General features: G+C 69.6%; 16 protein-coding genes. 9 read left to right on the top strand and 7 right to left on the bottom strand.

The window, feature by feature from the left end; all coding sequences use genetic code 11:
* Positions 1-431 precede the first annotated feature (431 nt).
* From ACWKZU_RS10315 to ACWKZU_RS10300, 4 genes are all read right to left on the bottom strand, one after another.
* The gene (locus tag ACWKZU_RS10315) at positions 432-1,001 is read right to left on the bottom strand and encodes a dihydrofolate reductase family protein (RefSeq protein WP_449282238.1); all 570 of its coding nucleotides are present in this window, start codon (positions 999-1,001) and stop codon (positions 432-434) included.
* Between the two features lie 192 nt (positions 1,002-1,193).
* Positions 1,194-2,549, bottom strand: a complete 1,356-nt coding sequence (locus ACWKZU_RS10310) for a helix-turn-helix domain-containing protein (protein ID WP_449282237.1) — start codon at positions 2,547-2,549, stop codon at positions 1,194-1,196.
* 27 nt (positions 2,550-2,576) lie between these two features.
* A complete protein-coding gene (locus ACWKZU_RS10305) occupies positions 2,577-3,899 on the bottom strand; it encodes an amidohydrolase family protein (protein WP_449282236.1) in 1,323 nt (440 codons plus the stop codon).
* 35 nt (positions 3,900-3,934) lie between these two features.
* Complete coding sequence (locus tag ACWKZU_RS10300) at positions 3,935-5,095, bottom strand: ABC transporter substrate-binding protein (protein WP_449282235.1); 1,161 nt, start codon at positions 5,093-5,095, stop codon at positions 3,935-3,937.
* 200 nt (positions 5,096-5,295) lie between these two features.
* Between ACWKZU_RS10300 and ACWKZU_RS10295 the strand changes: the two genes are divergently transcribed.
* The 5 genes from ACWKZU_RS10295 (at position 5,296) to ACWKZU_RS10275 (ending at position 9,662) form a co-directional block, all read left to right on the top strand.
* The gene (locus ACWKZU_RS10295; protein ID WP_449282234.1) at positions 5,296-6,018 is read left to right on the top strand and encodes a FadR/GntR family transcriptional regulator; all 723 of its coding nucleotides are present in this window, start codon (positions 5,296-5,298) and stop codon (positions 6,016-6,018) included.
* A gap of 35 nt (positions 6,019-6,053) precedes the next feature.
* On the top strand, positions 6,054-7,277 hold the full coding sequence (locus tag ACWKZU_RS10290) for an MFS transporter (protein WP_449282233.1): 1,224 nt from the start codon (positions 6,054-6,056) through the stop codon (positions 7,275-7,277).
* A gap of 202 nt (positions 7,278-7,479) precedes the next feature.
* On the top strand, positions 7,480-8,115 hold the full coding sequence (locus tag ACWKZU_RS10285; RefSeq protein WP_449282232.1) for an MBL fold metallo-hydrolase: 636 nt from the start codon (positions 7,480-7,482) through the stop codon (positions 8,113-8,115).
* Positions 8,116-8,216: 101 nt separating this feature from the next.
* Positions 8,217-8,960 carry an SDR family oxidoreductase gene (locus ACWKZU_RS10280; RefSeq protein WP_449282231.1) on the top strand — a complete coding sequence of 248 codons (744 nt, stop codon included), beginning with the start codon at positions 8,217-8,219 and terminating at the stop codon, positions 8,958-8,960.
* A 75-nt stretch (positions 8,961-9,035) separates the two neighbouring features.
* The gene (locus ACWKZU_RS10275; RefSeq protein ID WP_449282230.1) at positions 9,036-9,662 is read left to right on the top strand and encodes a TetR-like C-terminal domain-containing protein; all 627 of its coding nucleotides are present in this window, start codon (positions 9,036-9,038) and stop codon (positions 9,660-9,662) included.
* A gap of 48 nt (positions 9,663-9,710) precedes the next feature.
* On the opposite strand, the gene ACWKZU_RS10270 is transcribed toward ACWKZU_RS10275, so the two are convergent.
* Positions 9,711-10,364: a response regulator gene (locus ACWKZU_RS10270; protein WP_449282229.1), complete on the bottom strand. Its 654-nt coding sequence runs from the start codon at positions 10,362-10,364 to the stop codon at positions 9,711-9,713.
* Positions 10,365-10,624: 260 nt separating this feature from the next.
* Here ACWKZU_RS10270 and ACWKZU_RS10265 point away from each other — a divergent pair, with 260 nt between their 5' ends.
* A complete protein-coding gene (locus tag ACWKZU_RS10265) occupies positions 10,625-11,776 on the top strand; it encodes a sensor histidine kinase (RefSeq protein WP_449282228.1) in 1,152 nt (383 codons plus the stop codon).
* A 466-nt stretch (positions 11,777-12,242) separates the two neighbouring features.
* A complete protein-coding gene (locus ACWKZU_RS10260) occupies positions 12,243-12,497 on the top strand; it encodes a hypothetical protein (RefSeq protein WP_449282227.1) in 255 nt (84 codons plus the stop codon).
* On the opposite strand, the gene ACWKZU_RS10255 is transcribed toward ACWKZU_RS10260, so the two are convergent.
* Together ACWKZU_RS10255 and ACWKZU_RS10250 are read right to left on the bottom strand one after the other, a co-directional pair.
* On the bottom strand, positions 12,491-13,183 hold the full coding sequence (locus ACWKZU_RS10255) for a dihydrofolate reductase family protein (RefSeq protein WP_449282226.1): 693 nt from the start codon (positions 13,181-13,183) through the stop codon (positions 12,491-12,493). The two genes, ACWKZU_RS10260 and ACWKZU_RS10255, sit on opposite strands and share 7 nt — an antisense overlap.
* A 97-nt stretch (positions 13,184-13,280) precedes the next feature.
* Positions 13,281-14,240: a helix-turn-helix domain-containing protein gene (locus ACWKZU_RS10250; protein WP_449282225.1), complete on the bottom strand. Its 960-nt coding sequence runs from the start codon at positions 14,238-14,240 to the stop codon at positions 13,281-13,283.
* 380 nt (positions 14,241-14,620) lie between these two features.
* Between ACWKZU_RS10250 and ACWKZU_RS10245 the strand changes: the two genes are divergently transcribed.
* Together ACWKZU_RS10245 and ACWKZU_RS10240 are read left to right on the top strand one after the other, a co-directional pair.
* Entirely contained in the window at positions 14,621-15,733 is a 1,113-nt protein-coding gene (locus tag ACWKZU_RS10245) for a fatty acid desaturase family protein (protein ID WP_449282224.1), read from the top strand.
* Positions 15,734-15,880: 147 nt separating this feature from the next.
* Positions 15,881-17,576: choice-of-anchor M domain-containing protein (locus tag ACWKZU_RS10240; RefSeq protein WP_449282223.1), on the top strand; the 1,696-nt coding region annotated here is incomplete at its 3' end.

Raw genomic sequence — 17,576 nt, 5'->3', positions numbered from 1 at the left:
GGCGTCTGGGGGGGGGGGGGGCTTCTCCCCCCCCCCCCCCCCCCCGAGTGCGAGGAGCGCGACGGCCGCTCCTGCCGCGCTGAGTGTGAAGATGGATCGTCCTTGGGGCTCCGACATGTGCTCTCTCGCTTCGCTGGCCTGGTCGTGATTCTCGGAGCAGTCGTGCACCCCTCAGGGGAACGAGCACTCCGGGCGAGGGGCGGCAGCGGGCTGCAGCGCAGGCGCCATCCGCCCCTCGCGTTCCCAGCTTGAGAAAGCTCCTGAAGGGATGTCAAAACAGCACCCGTATTTGACCGCATTTCTGGGGGGAAAACCGGCGCGCAGCTTGACAGAATCATCATGAGCGCTTACTTTGCGACTGCGACTTCTCACGCGACGTCATCGGAAAGACGCTCCGGATCCCGGCGACCCCGGTGCCGGGGCCAAGCCGGTCAGGCCGTGAGGCGCGCAGGGCGGTAGCGTGTGGCGACCGCGCCCGACCGGAACTCGTGGCGGCCCACCGGCTCGAGCCGGATGCGCTCGTGCAGACCGGCGAGCAGTGTCGGCCCGTGTCCGGCGAGGACCGGCTGCACCACGAACTCGTACTCGTCGATGAGCCCCAGATTCGCCAGCGCCAGGGGCAGCGTCACGCCGCCCACCCACAGGCCCTCGCCGGGATCCTGCTTGAGCCGCTGAACGAGCTGTCCCAGATCGCCCCGCACCAGCTCGGCGTTCCAGTCGACCTCGCTCAGCGTGCTCGACACGACGTACTTCTTCGCCCGGTCGATGGCCTCGGCGAACGGGATCTCCCACTCGTCCATCCAGTCGGGCCACGCACCCGTCACCGGTCTCCGCCACGCCGACTCCATCATCTCGTAGGTCACGCGGCCGAACAGCAGGGCGTCGGCCCGTTCCATCTCCGCGGTCCAGTAGCGCATCGACTCCTCGTCCGGCGGCAGCCCCGCCTCGTGATGGCAGCAGCCGTCGAGCGTGACGTTGATCGAGTATCGAAGCGGTCTCATCCCGTTGCTCTCCCTAGATGCGCATCCCGATGCGCCGGGCCGCTCTCGGGCGCCCACCGGCACGGTTTCTCATCGGTGCCCCGATGGTACTCCTCGCGTTCTCGCGGTGCGAGGCCCGGCGAAGCGCAGACGGCGCGGATCCTGGCCTCGAGCAGTGCGGAGTGCACCGCGGCCGGCACCGAGGGCCGCGGATCAGCCGAGACGCATGGGCAGCGCGTCGAAGCCGAACTCGTCGTGCAGTTGCACCGCCAGCTTCTCCGCCTCCACGCCGAGTCCGCCTTCGTACGCGATCCAGCAGTCGATCCCGCTCGCCTCGGGTTCGGTCCCGGGGCTCTCGTTCGACGCCGCGACCGCGGCGGCCACGGAGCGGGCGAGCTCGACGTCGGATGCCGGCAGGATCAGCACCGGGCGGAAGACGGCCCGGTCGATGCCGCGCACCAGGTCGGCCCAGTCGACGGGTGCGGAACCGCTCGCCGGGTCGTGCGCGGCCCCGGCGGACGAACTGCCCCCCGACACCCGGATCGGCAGCAGATGCGGTGCGCGGGGCGGCTCCGTCTCCGCCGGCGGAGGGAGCGGCGCGCGCGTCAGCTCGGCCACGGTGCGGAAGAGGTCCGCCCGCCCGCCCAGGTTCTTCACCAGGAGGGGCGTCACGCTCAACCGTGGACGACCCTGCTCGGCGCGCCGGGCGGTGCGGCTCTGCGAGGCGAGCGAGAAGCCGAGTTCCGGGCAACTCGTCACGAGGTCGTCCGCCTCGAGCAGCGGTTGCAGGCGGCGCCGGTACCCCGAAGGCGACTCTCCGAACCACGCCCTGAAGGCCCGGCTGAGGTACTTCACGTCCGAGAAGCCGCTGTCGGCCGCGATCTGCGCCACGGTCGCCTCGCCGCCGATCAGCATGCGCTCGGCGGCGGTCACCCTGAGCCAGGTGAGCAGATCGCTGAAGCTGACCGCGGCGACCTCTCGAACGATTCGCGACAGGGATCCCTTGCTGTAGTGGTGATCCTGCGCGATCCGGCCGAGCACGTCCCGCGCTGCGAGCTCCTCCTGCATTGCGATGACGAGCCGACGGAACTGCAGGCGCCGCGCCCGCGTGAGCCGCTGCTGGCGCTCGTAGTAGTCCTCGAAGGCGTAGCCGTCCGAGAGTTCGACCAGCAGGGCCGCCATCGCGTCGCGCTGATCCGGGCCGTCGGCGAGCAGGGCGCTCAGGATCAACCGTCGCAGCGAGTCCTCCGTGCGTCTGAAGCGGGGCAGGTCGAACGACTCGCAGGCGTAGATGATCCCGTCGAGGTGCGGAACGTCCTCCGAGAACGTCTCGAGGCGGATTTGCAGGAGCGCCGTCACGTTGTCGTCCGAGCCCGCGAGCAGGTGCGGGTCGCCCTCGTTGAGCACCGCGTAGTCGCCCTCCTCCAGCGCGAAGCGCTCGCAGCTCACGGTCACGTCGAGCGATCCCCGCAGGACCAGGACGATCTCGAGCACACCCGGATGCACGCGCAGCGACGTGCGCTGCACTGCGTAGAAGCCGGTGGACCAGGCTGAGCCGTCGTGAATCATCCTCCGTTCAGGATAGGACGGCCGGGGTCACCACACGAACTCGCCGTCCTGCACCGTCAGGCGGCCGTCGCAGTAGACGCGGGCGTGGTGCGCGACGTCGTAGACGACCTCGGCGCTGCTGGTCGGGTCGGCGCGCAGCACCAGCAGGTCGGCGAGCTTGCCGGGCTCGAGCGTGCCGAGCACGTGCGACATGCCCACCGCCTGGGAGGAGACCGCGGTCGCCGCGTGGATCGCCTGGGGCACCGTCATGCCGAACTGCACGAGGGCTTTGAACTCGCGCGCGCTGTACTCGCCGTACTTGGTGAGCGGTTCGTACACCGTGTCGGATCCGAGCGCGATCTCGACTCCGGCCGACAGCGCCGTGCGGAAGCTGGCCTCCGCGGCCGCGCTGTACCCCTCCCCGAACGCCTCCGTGCGCTCCTCGTAGAGGTCGCGGTAGAGGAACGCCTCGGGACGCACCGGCTCCCGCTTCTCGTCGCCGAGGGGAATGAAGTCGCGGTACCAGTTGATGATGAGCTCGAGGGTGGGAACGAGAATCGTGCCGTTCTCGACCATCTTCCGCGCGAGCTCCTCGTCGATCTCCTCGCCGTGCTCGATCGTGTCGCACCCCGCATCGATGGCCATCTCGATGGACTCGCGGTTCTCCGCGTGGGCGGCGACGATGGTGCCCTTCTGCCGGTGAGCCTCCTCGACGCAGGCGCGCAGCTCCTCCATCGAATAGTGCACGTCGCCGATGCGGTCGTGCGGCCAGTTGTCGCCGCCGCTCACCCAGATCTTGATGGCGTCCGCGCCTTCACGGAGGTTCCTGCGCACCGCCTTCCGAACCTCCTCGGGTCCGTCCGCGACGATGCCCCATACGCCGGTCTCCTCGACGTACTCGGAGGAGAACTGGAAGAGATCGCCGTGCCCCCCGGTTCGCGTGAGGCCGGGTCCGCAGGCGACGACCTTGGGGCCGGGGATCTGCTGCTCGAAGAAGAGCCGCTTGAGGTATAAGCCGTTCCACGAGATGTCGCGCACGGTCGTGAATCCCCGCTTGAGCAACTGCTGCGCCTCGTAGACGGATCGCATCGCCTTCATCAGCATGGGTTCGGCCATGACGCCGATCTCCTGGTCCTCCATGTCCGCGCGTCCCCCCGAGAGGTGGACGTGGGCGTCGATCAGCCCGGGCATCACGTAGTGCCCCGGCAGCCGGATCTCTTCGACCCCCTCGCGCGCCGCATAGCCGTCCATGTCGCCGATGGCGGTGATCCGCGACCCGACCACCTCGATGTAGGCGTTCTCGCGCGCCGGCCCACCGGAGCCGTCCACGATCCCGACATCGCAGAGCACGAAGCTCGACTGCTTGCCCACTGATCCTCTTTCCCGCTCGTTCTTCATCTGGCCGGCTAACGGTTCAATACGGCGATGAACGCGTCGATGTAGCGCTTCGTCTCTTCGGAGCTGAGCTGCCGGAAGTCGTGGATCCGCTCGGCGTCCTCCTCGGACGGGAAGATCATCGGGCTGTTCGCGAGTGGCGAGCCGAGCTTCTCCAGCTCCTCCCTGACCCCGTCGACGGGCGGAACGCTCGCGGTGTACTGCACGACCCGGGCCATGATCTCCGGCCGGTAGTAGAAGTCGACGAGCTGCTCGATGTCGCTCATGCGCTCCGTGCCGTTGGGCACCTGGATCGCGTTGACGTACTTGGTGGCGCCGGGTTCGGGGATCACGAACTTGAAGAGCTCCCTCCCCGCCTCCTCGTTCAGCACCTCGATGTCGCCGGACCAGCACATCGCCGCCCAGATCCGCTCCGACTGCAGATCCTGCGTATACGAGTTGCCGGTCGCCTGGGCGTACTGGCCGCTCTGCAGCCGCTCCTCGACCTCGGCGAGGGCCGCGTCGAACTCCGCATCGCCCCACTCGCCCGAGGGGTCCACTCCGTGATCCAGGAGCGTGAGGCCGATCGTGTCGATCATCTCGGTGAGGATCCCGACCTTGCCGTGCAGTTCCGGGTGGGCCATGTCGGTGAGGCTGCTCACGCCCTTCGGGTAGCGGTCGGTGTTGTAGCAGATGCCGGTCAGGCCTCCCTGCCACGGGATGGAGAATCGTCGTTCGGGGTCGTAGGCCGGGCTGGCCATGAGCGCGGACATGTTCGCGAGGTTCGGGATGCGCGAGTGGTCGAACTCTTGCACCTGCTCGTTGGCGATCAGACGGGCGGTGAAGTCGTCCGCGAAATTGAAGAGGTCGTACCCGGGGAACCGATCCTGTTCCAGTTGCTCCCGGATCTTCGCGTAGAAGGTGGAGCTGTCGTTGATGTCCTCCAGGAAGTCGACGCGGACGCCCGTCTCCTCGGCGAACTGCTCGAGGGTCGGATAGGTGCCCGTCGCGTCGTCGTAGTCCATGGTGATCGTCCAGTTGCCCCAGACCAGCGGGGTTCCGCCGGCTCCACCCGTTCCGCCGGCGCATGCGGCGAGCGAGGCGACGCCCACGGCCCCGGCGCCGGCGCCGGCCCACCGGAGCAGATCCCGGCGGTTGAGGTCCAGTCGCGTGCGGTTTCGCAGATTGCGCATCTTCACACCTTCCCGCCCCGCGTCGCCGACGATGTCGTCGGGTGCCGGGCACGATCAGCCTAGGAAGCGGGCGAGCGCCTGCGACATGCCGATTCGCGCGGTTCCGCATGACGATCCGCACACTGCGATCAGGGACGATCTGCTCGGGGCCGCGCACCTCGCTATTTGTCCTACATTTGGCTATTTGATAGCGTGGGGTCATGCCCCGCATCGCACCGGCCCCGACCCTGCCCGAGCGCGTCGCCGAACAGCTGCGCCGGCGCATCGCCTCCGGCGAGTTCCCGATCGGCGCGCTGCTGCCCGGCGAACTCGATCTCGCCGACGAGCTCGGGGTGAGCCGCAACAGCGTGCGGGAGGCCCTGCGCGCCCTCGTGCACGCGGGCATGCTCGGCGCCCGCGCCGGATACGGCACCTATGTCACCGCGACGAGCGACGTCGCCCCGGCGCTCGCCCGGCGCGTGGGTCAGGATCGCGCCGTCGACGTCGCCGAGGTGCGCGGCATCCTCGAGCGGGAGGGCGCGCGACTGGCCGCCACCCGCGCCTCGGCCGGGCAGGTGCGCGCGCTGCGGGACGCCCTGACGGCGCGGGTCGACGCCGCCGACGGCGAGGAATACGCAGCCGCCGACATCGCCTTCCACCGGCTGCTGCTCGACGCGTCGGGCAATGCGCTGCTGGCCGAGCTCTACCGGGGTGTCGGCGGGAACGAGCAGGCCCTCCTGCACATGCGCGCCCCCGACTTCGATCTCGAGGCGGAGGCGGGCGAGATCGCCGAGATCGACGGGGCGCACGCAGAGATCGTCGCCGCCGTCGCCGTGGGGGATCCCGAGGCGGCGGCGCGCGCCGCCGACCGCACCGTGGAGCTCGTCCACGCGTATGTCGCCCAGCACCGAGTCCACGCAGAACCGAAAGCGCCCCGCCCATGACGAGGATCCCGCCGCCGACCGCTGAGGCGAGCCCGATGCGTCCGCTCCCGACCGCTCTCGTGCTCGCGGGGCTGCTGCTCGTGGCCGGCAATCTGCGCGCGGCGATCACCACGGTCGGCCCGGTGCTGAACAGCATCGTGCAGGACCTCGGCCTCACCTCGATCGAGGCCTCCGCCCTCGTGAGCCTGCCGCTGATCGCCTTCGCCGTCGTCTCCCCGTTCGCGCCCGGCGCGGCTCGGCGTCTCGGCTTGGAGCGCACGATCGGACTGAGCCTGCTGCTGCTCGCGGTGGGCCTCGTGGTGCGTTCCACTCCACCCGTCGCGCTGCTCTGGACCGGCACCGTCATGCTCGGCGTGGCGATCGCGGTGCTGAACGTGCTGCTGCCCGCGCTGGTGAAGCGCGATTTCCCGCAGCGGATCGGGCAGATCACCGGCGCCTACTCCGCCGTGCAGTCCATCTTCGCGGCCATCGCCGCGGGAATCGCGGTGCCGATCGCGGGTCTCACCGCACTCGGCTGGCGGCTGCCGCTGGGGATGTGGGCCGGTCTCGCGCTCATCGCGCTCGGCGTGCTCGCACCCCAGCTGCGCCGTCGTGCGATCGCTCCGATCGGGCCGCGGGTGTCGGTCGATCCTGCCGTGCCCGCGGCGGCTCCGCCCGCGCCGGCGAGTCCGGCGGTTCCCGCGCTGCGATCGCCCTGGGGCAGCCTGCTCGCCTGGCAGGTCACGGTGTTCATGGGCTTGCAGTCCGTGGTGTTCTACGTGCTCATCACCTGGCTGCCCGCCATCGAGACCTCCGCCGGGATCAGCGAGGCGGCGGCGGGCGGGCACCAGTTCCTGCTCAATGCGTGCGGGATCCTCGGCAGCCTCACCTGCTCCGCACTCATCGCCCGCCTGCGCGACCAGCGCATGCCGGGCGTCCTGATCCCGCTGATGATGCTCGTCGGCACCGCGGGGATCCTCCTCGCCCCTCAGGCCGCGGCGCTGTGGGCGTGCATCGCCGGCTTCGCGGGCGGCGCGAGCATCGTGCTCGCGCTCTCGCTCTTCGGGCTGCGCACCGAGCACCACTCCCAGGCGGCCGCCCTCTCCGGCATGGCTCAGTGCGTCGGTTACCTTCTCGCCGCCGCGGGCCCCGTGGCGGTCGGAGCCCTCCACGACGCCACGGGATCCTGGGCCCCGGCGCTGATCGTCCTCCTCGTCGTCGAGCTCGTGCTGATGGGCTTCGGGTACCTCGTGGGGCGGAGCCGCACGCTGCAGAGCTGATCGCGCGCGGTCTCGGGGGAGCCGGGGTGCGCGCCGACCCGAGCGCAGAGGTCCGTCCGGATTTCGCGGACGACGAGAGCGACGGGCTCCCGGCGGCCTCTGCGCCCGTCCCGTCCTCCTGAGCTCCGATTCGCGGCGGCGTCTTGTGGCAGCGGGACGGTGAACCTAGCGTGGGAGCTGACACCCGATGAAAGGCTCGCGCATGACCACCATCACCCTGCTCGGACACTCGGCCGTCAAGATCGAGCGGGACGGCCGCGCTCTCGTGATCGATCCCGGGACGCTGAGCGACCTCGGTGCACTCGCCGAAGCCGAAGCCGTGCTCGTCACGCACGGCCATCCCGATCACCTCGCCCCCGGAGCGCTCGAGGGTGTCGCCGCCCCGGTCTGGGCGCCCGGGGACGTCGCCGATCAGCTGCGCGGCAGCGGGATGGGCTCCAGCCGGATCCACGCAGTGACCCCCGGGGAGTCGTTCACGGCGGCCGGCTTCGAGGTGCTGGTCCTGGGCGGCGAGCATGCGGAGGTCTACCCGGGGCTGCCGCTGCCGCAGAACAACGCCTACCTGATCGAGGGTGAGATCCTGCATCCGGGGGACTCCCACCCGGCGGTCGCGGATCCCGGGGCGGTCCGAGTCCTGCTGCTGCCCATCGCCGCACCCTGGCTGAGGCTGGCCGACTCGATCGCCTACTCGGAGGGATTCGGCCGCGCGATCGCGCACCCCATCCACGACGGCATCCTCAGCGAGGCGGGCAAGCGGATCCTCGACGGGGTGATCGTCGCCGCGCTGGGCGCGGGGCGGTACCGAAGGCCCGCGGACGGGGTCGCCGTCGTGCGGTGACGACGACCCTGCGCGGCGAGCAATCCCAAGGTATATGGACAAATCGTCCACATCGTGATTATATGTACGTATTGTTCATATAAGTGATCGAGGGGAAGCTCATGAGCAGCACTCGCAACGTCGACCGCGTCGCCCTGGTGACCGGAGGAACCGGCGGCATCGGAGAGGCGGTCGTCGCGAGGCTCGCCGCCGACGGCTGCGCGATCGCCGTGCACTACGCGGGCAACCGCACGAAGGCCGACACCCTGGTGGATGAGATCCGTGCGGCCGGCGGGTCCGCCGTCGCCGTCGGCGGCGACATCGCCGACGAGCGCGAGATGGGGCGGGTGTTCGATCGCGTGGAGGAGGTGTTCGGCGGGATCGACGTGGTCGTGAACACGGCCGGCATCATGCTGCTCTCGCCGATCGCCGAGCTGGACCTCGACGACCTCGACCGGATGCACCGGATCAACATCCGCGGCACGTTCGTCGTCAGTCAGCAGGCGGCGCGCCGCGTGCGCGCCGGAGGCGCGATCATCAACTTCTCGACGTCGGTCACGCGCACGGGGTTCCCCGGGTACGGCGGCTACGCGGCGTCGAAGGCGGCGGTCGAGGGCCTGACGCCGATCCTCGCCCGCGAGATGCGCGGCAGGGACATCACGGTCAACGCCGTGGCGCCCGGACCGACCGCGACGCCGCTGTTCCTCGACGGCAAGGACCGGCAGACCGTCGAACGTCTCGCCGCGGCCGCTCCGCTGGAGCGTCTCGGCGCTCCGGCGGACATCGCCGAGACGGTGGCCTTCCTCGCGGGCCCCGGCCGCTGGGTCAACGGCCAGGTGATCTTCGCCAACGGCGGACTGGCCTAGGCTGGCCTGAGCGCTCCCCGAAGCCCGGCGGGCGGGACGGCGGCGAGCGCGAGCACAGGATGAGAGGTGGCGGAGATGGCCTCGATCGCGGGGAGCGTTCCCGATCCCTCTGAGCGGCGACGGGGACGCGGAAGGCGACCCGCCGAGGAGGTGCGCACCGAGGTGCTGCGCACCGTCGGCGAGCTGCTGCTCGAGGAGGGGCTGGCCGGTCTCACCTTCGAGCGGGTGGCCCGGCTGTCGGGCGCCAGCAAGACGACCCTCTACAAGTGGTGGCCCTCGATGGGGGCTCTCGCGCTGGACGGCTACTTCCACAGCGTCGAAGACGTGCTCGCCTTCCCCGATACCGGTGACATCAGGGCGGATATCACGGCTCAGCTCCGCAGTTTCGTCACCCTGATGACGCGGACCCCCGCCGGTCGCCTGCTGGCCGAGCTCATCGGCGAATCCCAGACCGACGCGGATCTGGCGGCCGTGTATCGGCGACGATACTCCTCGCACCGGCGCGATCTCGCCGTCGCGCGCTTCCGCCGTGCGCAGGACGAGGGGCAGATACTGCCGGGCGTCGATCCCCGGGTGCTCGTCGACCAGCTCTGGGGCGCCGTGTACCATCGCCTGCTCGTCCCCGATGAGCCGATCGATGCCGCATTCGCCGACGCGCTCGTCGCCAATCTCTTCGGCGGGGTGGCGATTCCCCGGGCATGACTCCGCGCGGGATCGGGGAATGGCCCCCGGAGCGCGGTCCGCTCCCCGCTAGATGAAGCTCACCAGGCCGGCGCGCGCCGCCGCGACCAGCACCTGCACCCGGTCGCGCACGTGCCACTTCGACATGATGCTGCCGAGGTGCGCCTTGACGGTTCCCTCGGAGACGTGCAGGGCGTCGGCGATCTCGGCGTTCGACATGCCGCGGGCGAGATGCTCCAGCACCTCGTTCTCGCGCTCCGTGAGCGCCTCGAGCTCGCCCGCGCCACCGGACGGCTTCGCCTCGCGCACGTGCTGCACGAGCATCGCCGCGATCCGCGGCGACAGCGAGCTCGTGCCCTGGTAGGCCTGTCGCAGAGCGCTGACGATCTCGTCGGCGCTCGAGTCCTTGAGCATGTACCCCGAGGCGCCTGCGCTCAGCATCGGGAGCACGGTCTCCCGCCCGTCCAGTGTGGTGACGGCGAGTACGCAGGTATCCGGCCAGCGGGAGGTGATCTCTCCCGTGGCCTCGATGCCGCCCATGATCGGCATCTGCACATCCATCATGACGATGTCCGGCTGATAGCGCTCGACCGCGGCGATGGCCTCCACGCCGTTCTCGGCCTCGGCGATCACCTTGATCTCGGGCGCGCGCGACACGAAATGCGTCAACGCCACCCGTACCAGGGGGTCGTCATCGGTGATCAGCACCCGGATCTCGTCCATGGAATCGATCCTACTGCCGCAGAAACTCGGGGATCGTCGGGGCTCGCGCACCCGGAATCCGGTCCAGCGCCAGACCTGGACTTTTGGCTAGGTAAAATCTGCCCCTTCGTCAGATGTGCGTAAAAGCGTCACCCGAAAAGATAGATATCAGGTAAGACGTTTAGCCAGGAGAGGAGGTGTTGATCGTGACTTTCTGGAGCCAGCTCGCCAAGCTTTTCGGCATTCGCTAATATACCCGCGGAATAGGGGATACTGGAAGCATGGCGAGGCGCATGGAAGCGAAGACCGAGGTCCGCCGCTTCCAACTGGGCCGAGCCGAGCAGTTGAACCGCACCGAGCGCATCGCGCTGCTGATCATCGTCAGCGGTACCGCCGCCCTCGATCTCCTCGGGCTCATCACCGCCCCCGATGCCGATCCCGCGCTCAGCGCCATCAGCATCACCACCACTCTCACGTTCGCCCTCTATCTCTGGTCGCCGCTGGTGGCCACGTCAGCCCTCGGCCTCGCCGTGGCGCTGTCCATCTTCTTGGGCGATCCGGCCGCGGGCCTCATGGCCGGCGCCATCGCCGCAGGTCTCGTCCTGAGATCGGCCACCACTCCTCTGGTCATCGGCTACGCCGGAGGGTTCCTGCTCTTCAACGCGCTCTACGCCTTCAGGTACGGAGCGAACGATTCCACGCCGACGAACGTCGCCCTGTTCCTCATCCTCGCCACCGTGGCCGGGGGTGTCGGGCTCGCACTGCGCATGGCCTACACGCGCGGCCGCCGCCTGGAGCACGAGCTCGCGGAGCGCGCCGAACAGGAGCGTCAGGCCGTGCTCGCCGAGCGTCGCTGGATCGCCGGTGAGCTCCACGACAGCATCGCCCACCATCTCACCGTCGTCGCCATGCACGTGCAGCTGCTCGACGACGATCGCGCGCGTCCCGGCTCGCAGGAGGCGATCCGCGTCGCGGCGCGGAAAGCGCTGAGCGACCTCCGATTCGTCATCGAACTCGCCGAGGACGCCCCGCGCGGCACCGAGGTGCCCTCGGGGGATCTGGCGGCCGCCATCGACGAGGCCCGCGAGGAGTTCGAGGCCACGGGCCATCCGGTCGTCTGCGAGGGGGATCCCTCCGACGAGAGCATTCCCCGCGGCGCCGAGATCATCCTGGCGAGGATCGTTCGCGAGTCCGCGACGAACATCCTCAAGTACGCGGGGCCGGGCGAGGTGCGCTTCGTGCTGGACCTCGACCCCGAGTCGATCGCACTCACGATCCGCAGCCCGCTGCCGACGACCCCGCGCCGCGACCTTCCGTCGACCGGCACCGGCCTGAACCGCATGGCCGAGCGAGTGCTCGGCGTGAGCGGCGAGTTCAACGCCGGGCCGGCCGATGACGCGTGGCTCGTCTCCGCCCGCCTGCCGGTGGCCTGACATCCGCCGCGGACGCGCCGCGGACCATCGATCGGAATCTGGCCGGAGGTCGAGCGCGGTGTAGACCTTCGTGGCTCTTCGGGAGCAGCGCGACCGGAGTAGCTTCGGTGGTGGGCCGTCTCCGCCCAAATAAATCGGGTCGGGAACTCCGCCAAGTTCATATCCGACCGACGCCTTGCAACGGGCTATGCGTTCTGGGGGATGGGGGGATGCGCCGCAGATCTGAATGCGGCGCATGCATAGCCCGTTGCGGCACTCGATGAGACGGCGCCGATCGTCTCGTGCCCGGTCCGTCCGGCGGCCGCGCGCATCGCCCCCCCCGGCCCATCGGTGCGGTGCGGCGCACCCGGAACGCGAGCACGAAACGCCGCCGCCCGCAACCCGTTGACGCGTCCGGCTCTCCTGCGAAACGGTGGACGGGTACCTCGGCGAACGGCCGAGGGCCCGTCCGTGGAAAGGGAGCACGATGACCGCATCGAACGGCACACCGGCAGGATCGACCGCGCGGGAGCGCACCGAGGGATCCGCTCCGAAGGGCGCCACCGAGGAGCGACCGGATCCCGAAGAGGCCTCGGCGGAGCCCGCAAATCCCGAGGCGACGCCGACGGACGTCGCAGAGAAGCCCGGATCGGACGCCGTGCCGCACGAGCACGCGGACGCGCTCGCCGACGAGTGGGGCGAGGAGTCGTTCCCGAGCAGTGACCCGCCGGCTCACTACTGATCGCCGAGCGGCGACCCGGTGTCGGCATCCCCGGCGCGGGTGAACGTGAGATGAGTCACCCCGCTGGGTGCCGAGACGGCCTCGACGTCGTACTGCTCCTGGAGGCCTTCGAGGCCGTCCCAGAGCCTGACGCCGCGCCCGAGCAGGATCGGCACCTGCACGACGTGGAGCAGGTCGATGAGGCCTGCCGCGAGGAAGTCGCGCACCATCGTGGGGCCGCCGCCGACGCGCACGTCGAGATCGCCGGCCGCCTCGCGCGCCAGCGCGAGCGCCTCGTGAGGTTCGGCGTCGATGAAGTGGAAGACGGTGCCGCCCTCCATCTCGAGCGACGGTCGCGGATGGTGGGTGAGCACGAAGACCGGGGTGTGGAAGGGCGGGTTCGGACCCCACCAGCCCCGCCACTCCTCGTCGGTTCCCACACCGGCCCAGGGGCCGGACTGCCAGGAGAACTTGCCCCGGCCCATGATCTCGGCGCCGATGCCGGGGCCGTGGCGCTCGGCGAACGCGTTGTCGATCCCCTCGCCCCCGCCCGGCTGCCCCGTCATCTCGTGCCAGAAGCGGGTGCCGAACATCCACTCGTGCAGGCGCTCCCCGGCGTGGCCGAAGGGGGCCTCCCGGGTGAGGCCCTCCCCGGTCCCGAACCCGTCGAGCGAGATCGCGAAGTTGTGCACGCGGACCTTGGACATGATGCCTCCCCGATGATGGCGATGGCGACGATGCTTCGCCGTGGAGCCAGGCTAGTTCGAGTCCGCGGAGGCTTCAAGCGCGCCTGGGCGCCGCCGGTCAGACGTTCCGGCGCAGCGCCTCGCGCGGATGCTCGCCGTACTCCTGCCGGTAGTACGAGACGAACCTGGCGGCGTTCGCGAAGCCCCAGCGCCTCGCGATCCCGGTGACGGAGTCGTTCGGTGCGGCGTACAGCAGTTCGTCATGGGCTCCCGCCAGCCGGGCGCGCCGCAGGTACTCGCTCGGGGTGAAGCTCAGCGACCGGCGGAAGGCGTACTGCAGTCCCCGGGTCGAGATGTGCGCGGCCCGCGCGACATCGTCGATCGTGATCGCCTCGTGGGCGTGCGCGTCGATGAACGACAGCGCGCGCTTGACGGTCCTCGGCGCTGCAGTGGTCTGCGCCGACCTGCGTGTCGTGTCCGTGAGGGTGGTCGGGAACGTGGAGAGCACGGTCCAGAGCGCGTGGCGCTGCAGCCCCGCGCCGAGCAGCGTCGACTCGTCGAGCGCGTCCGCGTCCGAGACCACGCACGAGGCGAGGTAGCCGAAGAGACGGTCCCACTGCTCCGCCGCCGACCGGCTCACCGCCTCGGGCGCCTTCACGCGGACCACCAGCGTGTCGTCGCCCGACAGCCGGCGCGCGAGCTGCTCCGCCCGCTGCAGGTCGAAGACGATCGCGTGTACGAGCGCGGAGTCGTCCCAGCGCGCGTGCACGGGGGCGCCGTTGGACGCCCAGGGGAGTGCGGGGTCCAGTGCCCCGCGAGCGCTCTCGGAGCCGCCCTGATCAGTCGTGACCTTGCAGCTGAACAGCTGGTCCTCGGGTGCGACCGACGACTGCACATCCGCGCTCATCCGATACCTGATGAGGGAGATTCCGGGTGCCGCGGCCGAGAACCAGTCCAGCCGGCACTGCGCGGGATCGACCTGCAGGAGGCGTGACGACGGGGCGAACCGCTTCCAGGTCTCCGCCACCTCGGCGGCGTCGGCGGAGCGGAAACGCAGGATCCCTTCGCTGCTGGGCAATGCACCTGGCCTTCGGACGAGTTGGAAAGAGCTTCGAGGATCATAGCCGTTCCGCGGAAACTGCGGCGACCCCTTGACTTCGGCGTCAGATCCCGCGTCGTTTCGCGGACTCCTGCGCATCGCGCTCGGAGATGAGGCGCATGCCATGCGGGGTTGCGGCGGAGCGTCATGCCCACCGCCGCCTGCACGTGCGCGAGCGTTCGATCCTCGAACTCGCACTCGGCGTCCGTCCGCGTCCCCGCCTGATATTCGGCCGTGCATCTCCGGCACATGCAGGGTCCTGCATGCTCGACCGGATACCGTGAATACAGCGATCGGCGCTCGCCCTTGGCTTCACCGGATCGCGTCGTACGCGGTTCACGACGAAACAGGTGCCGCGCATGACGACCGCCCATACCCAGACGCTGGACGGCCTCGGCCCCCTTCGGCCCACACGGGCCCGCGCCGGTGATTTCCCGCCGATCGCGAAGGCCTACACCCGCGTCTCCGAGGTCGTCCGCGAGTCGGGTCTGCTCCGCCGGGCCCCCTGGTTCTACGCGTGGGTCGGCGCCGCCATCGCGATCGCGTTCGGCGGAGCGGTGACCGGCTTCATCCTGCTCGGCGACAGCTGGTTCCAGCTGCTCATCGCCGCGGCCCTCGGCATCATCTTCACCCAGGTCGCGTTCCTCGCGCACGAGGCGGCGCACCGGCAGATCCTCGCGCTGGGCCCGGCGAACGACCGCCTCGCCCGTGCGCTCGCGGGGCTCATCGGAATGAGCTACTCCTGGTGGGACTCCAAGCACTCCCGCCACCACTCCAACCCCAATCGCATCGGCAAGGATCCCGACATCGAGGTCGACACGATCTCCTTCATCGAGGAGGACGCCGTCGAGGCCCGCGGGCTGCGGCGCGCGATCACGCGTCGGCAGGGGTGGCTGTTCTTCCCCCTGCTCACCCTCGAGGGGCTCAACCTCCATTTCCACAGCTTCAAGCATCTCTTCGGCCGCGAGCCGGTGAAGGGGCGCTGGATCGAGCTCGGGATCATCGCGGCGCGGTTCGCGGTCGTGCTCGTGCCGGTCTTCCTGCTCCTGCCGCCCGGTCTGGCGTTCGCCTTCATGGGTGTGCAGCTGGCGGTGTTCGGCGTCTACATGGGGGCGTCGTTCGCGCCGAACCACAAGGGCATGCCAGTGATCGCCCACGACGCGAAGCTCGACTTCTTCACGAAGCAGGTGCGCACCTCCCGCAACATCCGCGGGGGCTGGTGGGCGACCTGGCTCATGGGCGGCCTCAACTATCAGGTCGAGCATCATCTCTTCCCGAGCATGGCGCGCCCGCATCTCTCGAAGGCCCGCGAGATCGTTCGCGAGCACTGCCGCACGCTCGATGTGCCCTACACCGAGACCTCGCTCTGGCGCTCGTACGCCATCGTGATCGATTACCTCAATCGCGTCGGCCTCGCCGCACGCGACCCGTTCGACTGTCCGATCGCGGCCCAGTACGGCCGCGCGCGCTAGGCGGCGCGCACTTCTCTCCACGCTTCGATCAGGGGGCGGGCGGTGACCACCGCCCGCCCCCTGATTTGTCTTTCCGGGCGACTTCCATAAGTATAGTGATAATCGTTCTCAATAAAGAGGCGATATCGAAGATGGAAGGTTGCTCCAATGAAACTGCTGACCCGCAGGCGCGCGACGGCCGTAGCGGTCGTCGGCGCCGTGGCGCTGGGCGGACTCATCGTCCCGTCGGCCGCCTACGCCGCCGAACCCCCGGCGGTCCTCGACGATCCCGTGCTCCTGGCGACCGGTCACATCGACGCCTTCAACCCGGTGCTGGGAGCGGACGACTCGCTCCAGCTCGCCCTGAAGGAGGACGTGACCGGCTCGCACGTGCTGCACACGCCGGAGTCGGTGGATCTCGTCGTCAAGAACGCGGCGCTGCGCACGGTGCCCGAGAACTTCCTGCCGGGCATGCCGGCGGAGATCTACCACCTTCCCCTCACGCAGGACCACAACCTCATCTGGCCCGGCTGGGACACCCAGGCCATCACCTCGGCCTTCCCGGGGGCCGACACCGACATCGTCGTGACGGAGGTCGCAGGTCCGGGCAAGGTGTTCCTCTGGTCGCAGGGCAACTTCGGCGCGCCGAAGTCCCTCATGAAGGACGGCACCGGCTACGAACTGCCGAACACCATCTCGCAGCCCTACCCGGCGCACACGCACGCCAACTGGGCGTTCACCGCACCCGGCGCCTATGAGCTCACCGTGCGCGCCGACGTCACGGGCACCAACGGGGCCACGGGGCAGAGCCAGACCGCGACGTACCGCTTCGTCGTCGACCCGCAGGTGTCGATCACCGGGGTGAAGGGCCACTACCACCAGAACACGCCCATCGTGCTGAACGCCGCGGTCGACTCCGCCGTCGACGGCGGTTCGTACGAGTGGTACGTGCAGCGGAAGGATCAGAGCGAACCGGTCAAGGTCGAGGATCAGAGCGGGGCGCAGCTCGCGATCACCGCCGAGCAGGCGCTGGACGACGCCGAGATCACCGCGCGCCTCCTGGCAGACGGACCCGGTGCGAACGGGCCGCTGGTCGCCGAGTCGGCTCCGGTGACGATCGACATCGACGATCACGGAGCCGCGCCGATCCAGCAGGTCGTCGTCTCGGGCGCGGCGGATCACTACCACACGGGCGACACCGCGGAGCTCACCGCGAGCGTCGAACCGGCCTCGGTGCTGACCCGCTACGACTGGTTCGTGCAGCAGCAGGGCGAGGACGGCTGGACCGAGATCGAGGGCGAGCACGGCGCGAGCTACTCGTTCGAGGTGACGGCGGAACTGGCGCATGCCAAGGTCAGGGCCGTGCTGAGCTACGACGACGGCAGCGACTACGTGAGCTCCGACGCGGTGGAGATCCACGTCGACGATCACGGACACGGCCCCGTCGAGACCGAGCTGAGCATCACGGGCCTCGCCTCCTCCTACCGGCCGGGCGACACCGCGAAGCTCGCGGCGACGCAGGATCCGCAGACCGATGAGGATCACTACCACTGGTTCATCAAGCGCAGCGGCGACGCCGACTACGCGGTGATCTCCGGCGCCCTCACGGAGGAGCTCAGCTACACCGTCGCCGAGAAGGATGCGGATGCGCAGATCATCGTGCGCCTCTACGACCACGATCACGCCGTGATCGCCGAGTCGGCGCCGGTGAAGCTCGCAGTGGCGAAGCCGGTGGATCCGGATCCGGTGGATCCGAAGCCGGTGGTGTTCACGGATGTGAAGAAGGGGCAGAAGTTCTATGCGGAGATCGCGTGGATGGCGTCTGAGGGGATCTCGACGGGTGTGAAGCAGTCGGATGGGACGT

It is taken from the genome of Leucobacter sp. (assembly GCF_053528595.1).
This window is presented reverse-complemented; position numbering and strand designations above follow the sequence as displayed.